General features: G+C 46.2%; 8 protein-coding genes and 1 other RNA gene. 7 read left to right on the top strand and 2 right to left on the bottom strand.

From position 1 onward, the window contains the following. Positions 1–6: 6 nt before the first annotated feature. Positions 7–963 carry an acetyl-CoA carboxylase carboxyl transferase subunit alpha gene (accA, locus tag V1358_RS04630; protein ID WP_347390808.1) on the top strand — a complete coding sequence of 319 codons (957 nt, stop codon included), beginning with the start codon at positions 7–9 and terminating at the stop codon, positions 961–963. Positions 964–1,009: 46 nt separating this feature from the next. Then, positions 1,010–2,335 carry a tRNA lysidine(34) synthetase TilS gene (gene tilS, locus V1358_RS04625; RefSeq protein WP_347392758.1) on the top strand — a complete coding sequence of 442 codons (1,326 nt, stop codon included), beginning with the start codon at positions 1,010–1,012 and terminating at the stop codon, positions 2,333–2,335. Between the two features lie 244 nt (positions 2,336–2,579). Here the strand turns inward: tilS and V1358_RS04620 are convergent, their stop codons facing one another. Beyond that, positions 2,580–3,557, bottom strand: a complete 978-nt coding sequence (locus V1358_RS04620) for a GGDEF domain-containing protein (protein ID WP_347390806.1) — start codon at positions 3,555–3,557, stop codon at positions 2,580–2,582. Positions 3,558–3,696: 139 nt separating this feature from the next. On the opposite strand from V1358_RS04620, the gene V1358_RS04615 reads away from it, so the two are divergent. Beyond that, the gene (locus V1358_RS04615; RefSeq protein WP_347392757.1) at positions 3,697–5,670 is read left to right on the top strand and encodes a monovalent cation:proton antiporter family protein; all 1,974 of its coding nucleotides are present in this window, start codon (positions 3,697–3,699) and stop codon (positions 5,668–5,670) included. 162 nt (positions 5,671–5,832) lie between these two features. Here the strand turns inward: V1358_RS04615 and V1358_RS04610 are convergent, their stop codons facing one another. After that, entirely contained in the window at positions 5,833–6,972 is a 1,140-nt protein-coding gene (locus V1358_RS04610; RefSeq protein ID WP_347392756.1) for a patatin-like phospholipase family protein, read from the bottom strand. A 145-nt stretch (positions 6,973–7,117) separates the two neighbouring features. Between V1358_RS04610 and V1358_RS04605 the strand changes: the two genes are divergently transcribed. The 4 genes from V1358_RS04605 (at position 7,118) to V1358_RS04590 (ending at position 10,810) form a co-directional block, all read left to right on the top strand. After that, on the top strand, positions 7,118–7,975 hold the full coding sequence (locus V1358_RS04605; RefSeq protein ID WP_347392755.1) for a DUF3014 domain-containing protein: 858 nt from the start codon (positions 7,118–7,120) through the stop codon (positions 7,973–7,975). 169 nt (positions 7,976–8,144) lie between these two features. Then, positions 8,145–8,241: signal recognition particle sRNA small type (gene ffs / locus V1358_RS04600), an RNA gene on the top strand. A 240-nt stretch (positions 8,242–8,481) separates the two neighbouring features. Continuing rightward, complete coding sequence (locus V1358_RS04595; protein ID WP_347392754.1) at positions 8,482–9,402, top strand: GGDEF domain-containing response regulator; 921 nt, start codon at positions 8,482–8,484, stop codon at positions 9,400–9,402. Positions 9,403–9,541: 139 nt separating this feature from the next. Beyond that, positions 9,542–10,810, top strand: a complete 1,269-nt coding sequence (locus tag V1358_RS04590; protein ID WP_347393164.1) for an ABC transporter substrate-binding protein — start codon at positions 9,542–9,544, stop codon at positions 10,808–10,810. Positions 10,811–10,818 lie beyond the last annotated feature (8 nt).

Here is a 10,818-nt window from a genome sequence, read left to right as displayed (position 1 = left end):
GAGCGCATGAGTCTCAATTATTTGGATTTCGAACTACCGATTGCAGAATTGGAAGCGAAGATTGAAGAGTTACGCACCGTCAGTCGTGCTGGCGAATTGGATTTAGGTCTGGAAGAGGAAGTCTCTCGCCTAAAAGAGAAAAGTGTTGAACTAACAAATAAAATCTTTTCTGAATTAGGCGCTTGGCAGGTTTCTCAACTAGCTCGCCACCCTTTGCGTCCTTACACACGTGATTACATTGATCGTATTTTTACTGAATTTGACGAATTAGCGGGTGACAGAGCATTTGCAAACGACCCTGCAATCGTCGGTGGTGTAGCGCGCTTAGATGGCGAACCAGTGATGGTTATTGGTCAGCAAAAAGGCCGTGACACAGCAGAAAAAATCAAACGTAACTTTGGTATGCCTAAACCAGAAGGCTACCGTAAAGCATTACGACTAATGGAAATGGCAGAGCGTTTCAAAATGCCTATTTTCACTTTCATCGACACACCTGGTGCATACCCTGGTGTAGGTGCTGAAGAGCGTGGTCAAAGTGAAGCAATCGCGCGTAACCTAAAAGTTATGGCAGCGCTCAAAGTACCAACGATCTGTACGGTTATCGGTGAAGGTGGTTCAGGTGGTGCACTGGCAATTGGTGTTGGCGACCGCGTGAACATGCTGCAATACAGCACCTACTCAGTAATTTCACCTGAGGGTTGTGCATCAATCCTGTGGAAGAGTGCTGAAAAAGCACCTCTTGCTGCCGAAGCAATGGGTGTGACTGCGCAGCGCGTTAAAGAGCTAGATCTTATCAACAACATCATTGAAGAGCCGCTTGGTGGCGCACATCGCAACTACGATGCAATGGCGAAGAGCCTAAAAGCCCAGTTGAAGCGCGATCTTGCTGAGCTGCGTCAAAATAGCGTTGAAGAGATGCTGGATTTACGTTACAAACGCTTAATGAGCTTCGGTTACTGTTAAGCACGAAAAAAGGCCGCTCAGACGGCCTTTTTTAATACCCAACAACATGCAAACACGCTTCGATAATACCCTTAGTCAATTACTACACACAGTGCCCGAGTGCAGCGGTCTTGCTGTGGCGCTTAGTGGTGGCTTGGACTCGATGGCGCTACTGGAACTGGCGCGCAATTACGCAATAAAAGTTAACATGCCTTTGTGCGCTATTCATATCCATCATGGTCTGAGCGCCAATGCTGATGCTTGGTTAGCCTTCACACAACAAGCCTGTGCGGCTCGCGGCATTGCCTTTTATAGTCAAAGGGTGAGGCTTTCAAATGCCACGCGAAAAGGGATTGAAGCGAAGGCGCGAGAGGCTCGTTATCAGGCAATAGATGCACAAGCACCAAAGGGCTATGCCATTTTACTTGGGCAGCATAAGGACGACCAAGTCGAGACTTTCTTTTTACGCTTGAAGCGCGGGGCGGGAGTCAAAGGTTTGGGAGCAATGCAAGCTGTGAGTCATGGGCACAATAGGGTGCTGATTCGGCCTCTGTTGGACTTTTCACGAAATGAGCTTGCGCAATTTGTGGATGCCAATGGATTGACGCATATTCACGATGAGTCCAATGACGACAATAAGTTTGATCGCAATTTCTTGCGCAATGACGTGCTACCTTTGCTCAATGAGCGTTTTCATGGCTTCAACGACAAAGTAGCTCAAGCTGCTAATTTATTGCAGTCACAACAATCACTGTTAGACGAGTTTGCGTTGGCTGACTTGCAAAGCGCCCAACAAGGCGAAGAGCGATTGTGCACTGATACACTGGTAGCGCTTGGGCCGTCTCGGTGTATCAACGCGCTGCGTTATTGGTTAGCGGTGCATCATTACCTGATGCCATCACAAGCAAAGCTAGCTGAGTTTTTGCAGCAACTCACTGTGGCTAGAGACGACTCGCAACCAGAGATAGTTATCAAATCCCAAGACGGTCATAAAGGTTATCTTCGTCGTTACAATGCTCATCTTTATCTTGTCGGCCCTGAACCAAAAATTATTGACCAACTTATTGATATTAAAGAACCTTCAATTGTGCTCAGTGATGGTCGTACTATCTTGCTGTGTGCAGGTGAGGGTATCCGTCTACCCAATGAAACTGAATCTGTTACGGTAAAATTTGGACAATTAAGTGCGAAAATCAGGCCCCAGAGCAAGCCCTACAGTAATAAGCTTAGTCATTGGCTTAAAGAACTTAGAGTGCCTCCTTGGCAGCGCCAGCAGATCCCGTTAATTTTTTATAATGAAACCTTGGTGGCAGTTGTCGGTTACTTTTATAATCACGACTTTTTAGCGTCTCAAGGATTACAATGGCAAATCAAAACTCCCAGCCCCATGTAGGATTATCACTGGTCGCTAAAGCGCCAATCGCTGTCGTTATTACGATTGTATTGATAGTGGTTGTGGCTGCGCTCAGCACGCCGCTGTGGCACGTCTTAGGATACTCAGCACTGGCAGGGTTAGTGTGTGGTGCATTGTTGCTCGCCTATTGGTCCGGCAAGGGTGGGATCTTTTTTATCGTCGGTTTACTGGTACCGCTGATTAATGTGATGGCGATAGACTTATCGAGCTTTACATCCTTGTATCAGCTGATTTTGGCCTTCTTTTGTGGATTCTGGCTGTCTTTATGGGTTTTCAAGCTTGTTACTGGCAATGAATCATCTGGCGCGCCGCGATAAGTATTACGGCCGCTGAATTTTGCTTGGTATAGCGCTTTATCTGCACGCTCAAACAAGCCCACATTGGTGTCTAACGTACGCGCTAAGGTAAAGCCGATACTGCAGGTTACGCCGTAGCGCGTCATGATTGCGCTTTGCTGAACCGCGTTGATAATACGTTTTGCAATGACATCATTGGCTTCATACAAATTATCATCAATCAACACTGCAAACTCATCGCCTCCAAAGCGAAACACTGTGTCAGTGCCGCGAATGGATTGACATAAAATGGCCGCAAATTCTTGCAATGTTTGATCACCCGCTTGGTGGCCAAAGCGATCATTCACTTGCTTAAAGTTGTCTAAGTCCAACAACATCAAACTAAATGGACGATGTTGACGGCGACAGGCCTCAAGCTTTTTATCTACATTCACATTGAAATCGCTACGATTATTCAGGCCCGTAAGTGGATCACGTGTTGCAAGGCGTAACACACGATTGTAGGTCAAGGCGTTGCGAAGCGGATATGCCAAAATTTTGTGCCATTGCTTGAGCTGTGCAGACAACTTATTCGAAAACGCGACCGTGCTGAAATACACAAGTTGGCCAAGATGTTCGCCTTCAACTTCAATATCGAAACGATTGGCAACGTTGGCGCTTCGGCTTTTAGTCATTTCGTTGACACCTAAACTAGAGTGAAGCTGTAAACCACAAAACGTCGCATAAGGGCTAACATACTGAGCAAAGATATCGAGCAAGGTGATCAACTCTAAACTGCGCTGCAATTGTTGCGTTAGACCCGTTGCGTTGAACGAGCTTTGGGTGCGGAAAAAATGTGCCGCTTTTGCTGCATCGTTGCTCGATTGACTGTGGTCATATGTCAAAATGTGGACGTTATCCATCATATTCACTCCAAGACTAAATTCGTATATAACCTATGCGATAAACGTGCCAAAAATTTAAACTGGCCATAAAACAAGCTGTTGCTATAGTTATTTGTAGGGTTTCAGGTCCGAGTCAAGCTGTTGACGCTTAAGGAGTGCCATGCAGGAGCTGTTTATTGAAGTGTTTGGGCTGTTACTCAGCGCCGTAGCGTCAGTGTGGCTATTCAAACGGCTTGGTCTTCCGGTTATCTTAGCCTATCTGGTAACGGGGATTATGGCTGGTCCCCATGGCTTTGATTGGCTTGCCAATGAATCTCAAATGCAGGCGATTGCAGAACTGGGCATTGTGTTTTTGCTTTTTAGCTTGGGGCTAGAGTTCTCGCTTCCTCGATTAATCGCCATGCGCAACATCGTATTTGGTGTGGGGCTACTGCAAGTCCTTTTGTCCTCTGGTGCATTTTTTATATGTCTGCTGATTTTCGGTTTCGATAAGCTCAGTGCCTTTGCTGTAGCGACGCTGGTGGCGCTTTCATCTACGGCTGTCGTGGTTAAATGCCTAAAAGACAGTGGCCAACTACAAAAGCGGCGAGGGCAACTTGCCGTTGGTGTGCTGCTGTTTCAAGACTTAGCCGTAGTGCCATTGCTCATAGCAATTCCGTTGCTTGCTAGTAACACCGATCAATCCTTATTTGTGAGCCTTGGCTTTGCTCTTCTCAAGGGTGCGCTGGTATGTGCGTTGTTATGGGCCATTGGTAAATGGTTATTGCCGCTTATCTTCAATGAAGTGGCACGCATGCGCAATGAAGAGCTTTTTGTGCTCACCACTTTGTTAGTCACGCTGTTTGCAGGCGGACTTACTCACTGGTTTGGCTTGTCCATGGCATTAGGGGCATTTTTGGCCGGGATGATGCTGGGTGAGAGCCAATATCGCCATCAACTTGAAAGTGATATACGACCCTTTCGGGACATCCTTATGGGCTTGTTTTTTGTCACTGTAGGAATGCAGCTAAGCGTCATTTACGTGTTTTCACATCTGCATATTGTGCTCGCTTTGCTGGTCATCATGATGGTGTGCAAGTGCCTGATTTTAGCTGTGGTTGCACAAGCAATGGGAGAGCGTAAAAATGACGCTGTAAGCGCTGGCTTGATGCTGTGTCAGATGGGGGAGTTTGGTTTCGTCTTGGTGGCGCTGGCGAAATCATATGGCATTTTAGACTCGGAATTGTCTTCCTTACTGATTGCGCTTGGCGTGTTATCCATGGCCATCACTCCTTATTTAATCGATTGGGCGCCAGTCTGGGTGAGTCGTTTAGTTTTTGTGCCCGCCGAGCACGTTGATGACCTTCACAGCACCCACGATGAATTATCTGATCATGTGATCGTCTGTGGGTATGGTCGTGTTGGCCAGAATATTAGCCGCTTTTTACAAGCAGAAGCGCTGCCCTTTGTGGCGATTGATCTTGACCCATACTTAGTTCGCCAAGGTCGTCACGCCAATTATCCATTAATGTTTGGCGATGTGACGCAAAAAAGTATTTTAGCAGGCGCCGGTGCCGCGCAAGCGCAATTAGTTGTGATCACCTTCACCGATCTCAACAAAGTGAAATTGGTCACAGAGGTAATCAAAGAAGTCGCGCCCAAGGTGAACATTTTGGCACGCATGCCAGATGACGCGCACTTGGACGAGCTTAAAGAAGCGGGTGTATCTGAGGTTGTGCCGGAGTCTTTAGAGGCCAGTTTGATGCTCGCATCCCATGTGTTGTTTATGAGTGGCGTGCCAATGAAACGCATTATTCGTCGCGTAAGCCAAGAGCGAGAGAATCGTTATTCGTTATTGCACAGTTTTTACATCAGCGACGAAGCGCCTCATAGAGAGGGCAGTACAGATATGTTGGAGTATCTGCATGTGATGGCGTTAGCTGACAACGCCTATGCGGTGGGCAAAAAAATATCAGAGCTAAATCTGACTCAACGGCGGGTGAGTATCACTGCCATGCGCCGAGGGGGGCGCGAAGTTGAAAACCCCAGTTTAGATACTATTTTGCTCGGTCAAGATGTGCTTGTGTTGCGAGGTAAACCTAGGCGGGTAGAGCGCTGTGAGCGTTTTTTACTTAATGGTGGCGAAGCGTTATGAAAACGATCTGAGCCCCCAGAAAGTTGTCGCACTGGGATTGAGTTAAGTGTTTGGCACAAAATTGAGCGTTAATCAAAAACTAGAAATAAAAGCTGTTTGCTGTGTCTGTTTTGCCGCATCTTAATGAGCAAACTGAAAAATAAACTCGCCGTTCGGAATTTATTAGTCCAAACACAAAAAGTGGCGTAATTCCTTTAAGTTGGCGAGGCCATCTTGGTACCCAAGTTCAATGAGATGCTGGGTGTAGCGCTTCTCAAATAACAGGTAACTTGGCAAGCTTGACTCACTGTAACGTTTTACACCTATGCCACGCAGTAAGGTGCGAATTGCTAATGGCATATCATCGTAATACTCACTGCTGATAGCATTAAAGTTATGTGATGGATTAATCACAAAGGTATCGATGTGCTTTAACTCTTGGTGTCTGTCTTTGGCATTGATTAATCCCACCGTACGATTAATACGTTCAACACGCTCTAAATCTGCTTGTATGGTGTCGGCGAACACACTATCTAACAAGTGGCCAGCGATATGCGAAATACCAGGGTAGTGGGGCGCATATTTACGATTTTCATCTTTGGGTTGTTCAACACCAATCACGAAAATACGCTCAGCACCTAAGTGAATGGCGCTCGATAATGGCGACATTTGGTGGATAGAGCCGTCGCCATAGTATTGATGGCGAATTTTAACGCTTGGAAACACCACTGGAATGGCACTGGATGCCATTAAATGTTCAAGATGAATGCGTGTTTTTACGCCTCGCCGTTTTGCTCGTTTCCATGGTTGAGCATCACTACTTTGAAAAAATGTGATTGAGTCGCCAGTGCTGTAGTTAGATGCAGTTACACCCAAGGCATCAATAACGCCACGGTGAATATTGCGATCGATACGCTCCATTGGGAGAACCTCAGCCAGTAACTTCCTCAAGGGGGAGTTGTTGAAGAGGCTACCTGGGGCATGGTTAGCGTGACCGGAGCGAAAACTAGACAGCACATTGCGCAGAATATGCCCATAGACATGGGCGAAATCGCTGCGATAAACATGCGAGGTATGAAATTGCCCCCAAACAGCATCAAGCTTTCGACTAGCAAGATGTGCGCATGAGGCCCAACACGCAAGAGCGACTGAATTTATTGCCCCAGCTGAGGTCCCAGTAATAATACGAAAAGGCAGCGGCGCTGTGCGCGGCATACTATGGGTCAGGGCTTTTATCACGCCGGCTTGATATGCAGCTCGGGCGCCCCCACCACTTAATAATAATGCCGTGCCTTTTCGGCCGCAATTCGTTTGCTTTCGCATAGTATTTGCACTTAAATGGACACTTAACTTAAATGTAAAATATTCTTTAGTAAAAAGAAACGTATAGAAGAAATCTGCTATACCTGAATCGACAAACCGAGAACTATGTGGCACTTTTTATTTACTGTTTACAACGGAGCCTTCAATGAACCAGCAGCCCCATGACCAAGAGACCAAAAAACCAAATCGCAACTCATTACTCTTTGCAGCCATAGTTGTTATTGTCCTTGTCGTAGTAGTGATCATTGCACTAAGTAAACAACCGGGGGAAACTTCAGAGCCGGTAGTAGAGAAGCCCGCGCCTGTCGTTGTGATTGAACCTGAAGATGTACAACCAGAACCTGAACCTGAAGTAACTCAACCTATCGAACAGCCTGAAGAAGTGATGCCCGAACAGCAAACTCAAGAGCCTGTTATTGAGGAGCCGCCACTTCCGACTCTTGACGAAAGTGATGCTGTGGTGAGCGAGCGTGTTGAACAATCACTCGCGCAGGCCAGTGCCGAATTATTAGTAAACGACGACTTGATCCGTCGTACAGTCGTCTTTGTGAATAACCTTGCTGAGGGTAAGGTAGCAGCCAATCACTCACCAGTAACTAAGCCTGATCAACCATTCACTGTAGCGGAAGGTGAAGTGTTAACTATGGACCCTGCCAGCTTTAAGCGTTACGACCCTTATGTTGATATTTTAACTTCATTACAAACGGAGCAACTGGTGAGCTTGTACGAGCGCTATGAACCTTTGATTGAACAGGCGTATGGTGAGATTGGTGCGCCAAATAGCAGTTTTGAAGAACGTTTAGCGCAAGCGATTGACTTACTTTTAGATACACCTGAAATGACGACGCAAATTCCGCTACTCAAAGATTCAGTAACATATAAATATGCGTATTCGGAGTGGGAAAACCTACCACCGGCACAAAAACAGTTATTGCGTATGGGTCCTGAGAATGTCGCAAAGGTGAAAGCCGTACTTAAAGAGCTGCGCAGCCAACTCAATTAATTACGCAAGGCAAGCTAACGGATGGATTAGCTTGCCTCTTTTCCTACTGAATCACTGAAATCTGATTGATTACTAAGCAACTAGCGCATATTTATGGAATTTCCCTTGAAACCCAAGGGTAAAGTCGGGATAATCCATCCTGCGCCCAAGAGGCCCACTATGGTGGCCTTATTGGTCCTCTCGCAACACTAGCAGGTGAACCTGGTCAGGCCCGGAAGGGAGCAGCCACAGCGTGTGATGTGTGTGCCGAGATGTGGCTGGTAAGGCTACCACCCAATTCTTAAAAGAGCATTCAGCTTCTTCTTCAATTCTTCTAAGTTACTATTTAGTCAGCAAATAGACATGTTTTTAAGCCGATATTGGTTATACAAGTCGCACAAAATCACGCTATACTAAAAAAGCTCAAGGCTTTGAAATCACAGCAATAAGCGTTATGACGTCATTATCGTGACTAACAATGCATGAGTAAAACACATTTATAGCCATTATAATAAGCAAGGGAAATCATGCATTTAGACTTAAAGCCGCTCTCAGAATGTCGCGTACTTGTAGTCGATGATGAAGAAGTGAGTCGCATCACCCTGCTAACCCTACTCGGGGAGCATTATACTGTCGAAGCGCTTGTCGACGGTAATCAGGTTATCCCTTATTGCGAACGCCAAAAACCCGACCTTATTTTAATGGACGTCAATATGCCCGGTGTATGTGGCTTGGACGTATGCAAAACATTGAAGTCTCGGGAAGATCTTGCTGATATTCCAGTTGTTTTTGTGACCGCAACTTTTGACCTTGATGCTCAAAATGCGTGTTGGGAGGCCGGGGCTACAGATTTTATCAGTAAGCCGGTCGCAGCCTCCACCTTGATCCATCGCACCCGAAATCACCTTGAAAACAAACTGCATGTTGACCAATTGTTGAAACTCACTTTCAGAGACTCTCTGACAGAGCTATACAATCGCCACTATCTAAATGTGGAAATTGAAAGTGTCATAAAACAGGCGGTCAGAAGCCAAGAACCCATAGGTGTATTGATGATGGACTTGGATTACTTCAAAGCCTATAACGACCATTACGGGCACCAACAAGGTGATCAATGTTTGCGCCAAGTCGCAGCCTGTATCACTAATACAATCCGCCGCCCCCAAGACATTGCAATTCGCTACGGTGGCGAAGAATTTTTGGTTGTCTTGCCGTTCACCAATGAAGAAGGTGTGTCCTGCGTTGCTCAGCAAATATTAGATGCAGTGGCCCAACAAAATATTGCCCATGAAAAATCTCCCCTCAATCGCGTTTCGATTAGTATCGGTGGCGTGTGTTGTACCAATGCGCATGAGTACTCATTATTTCAATTGATCTCAATTGCTGACAAAGCCCTTTATAACGCTAAGCATGAAGGCAAAAACCAAAGCCGAATTAGTCTAGTTTAACTCTACCAATAGAATGCCAATCCATAGTGAATGAGTCATTGTTGGCAGATGAATTCTCCTCTTTGTGTGCATTAATCTAGGTGATTGAAATACCTTGACTATACTTAGTGTCATCGTGATCACACAAGATGGCTTTCGGATGGATAAAGGTATCAATCGTCGACACTTTTTACGTACCCTTGGCACGGGCGCTGCGGTATCTGCAGTAGCGTTAAAGGCCCCTTATGTTTTTGCTAAAAAAACGGTGACCTTGCGAGTGATGGGCACCCATGTAACGCTGCAAGAAGAATTGCGCCAACGGGCTATGCAAGAGTTGGGCATTAACCTCGAATTTACCCCTATGGGCAGTGCAGCGGTGCTAGAAAAGGCTGCTTCTGACCCAAGTAGTTTTGACTTATACGAGCAATGGTCAGACTCAATTAATATTCTTTGGCAAGCGGGCGCGATTCAACCCATTGAGGTCGAACGTTTAACCTATTGGGATGAAATAAACTCCCTCACTAAAACAGGTAAGCTGACCCCCCAAGCAAAAGTAGGCGCTGGCGATGCACCTAATAAAATTTTGTTTATTCAAGAAGATGGCACCTTAGGAAGTAAACCCACTGAGAAAATCAGTTTTATGCCATATGTGCATAACGTTGACTCTTTTGGCTACAACACCCAGCACATAAAGAAAGGCAAGGCCTACGACACAGAATCTTGGGGTTGGTTACTTGATGACACTAATCAGGGCAAAGTGGCGCTCGTGAACGCTCCCACTATTGGTATTTTCGACGCCGCTTTGTCAGCCCAGGCCAATGGTTTAATGACATTTAATGACATTGGCAATATGACAATCGACGAACTGGACACGCTTTTTGCCATCTTGATGCAGAAAAAACAACAAGGGCATTTTGCCGGGTTCTGGACCTCAGTGCCGCAATCCGTTGAATTTATGGCCAGCAATCGTGTGAATATCCAAAGCATGTTTTCCCCAGGTGTAACAGCATGCAGGGGGCAGGGTATTCCGGTCGTGTATGCCTCACCCAAAGAGGGTTATCGCGCTTGGCATGGAGTGATGTGCTTATCTACGAATGCTCGAGGTGCCGTCAAAGACGCTGCCTATGAGTACATGAACTGGTGGCTTTCGGGTTACCCCGGTGCGTTTATTGCGCGCCAAGGTTATTACATCTCTAACCCTCAACGCAGTCGTCCGCTTATGAGTGATGCCGAATGGCAATATTGGTACGAGGGCCAAGAAGCGAGTGTAGCGCTAAAAGGCACGGACGGCAATATTTCTATTCAGCCTGGTGAGCGTCGAGATGGTGGCAGCTATATACAACGATTCTCTAATATCGCTGTGTGGAACACAGTAATGGAGAATTACGATTACAGTTTGGACAAATGGTATGAATTACTTAATGCCTAGGGAATAAC

Origin of the sequence: Pseudoalteromonas pernae, from assembly GCF_039831865.1 — a bacterium.
In the GTDB taxonomy this organism is placed as follows: Bacteria; Pseudomonadota; Gammaproteobacteria; order Enterobacterales; family Alteromonadaceae; genus Pseudoalteromonas; species Pseudoalteromonas pernae.
This window is presented reverse-complemented; position numbering and strand designations above follow the sequence as displayed.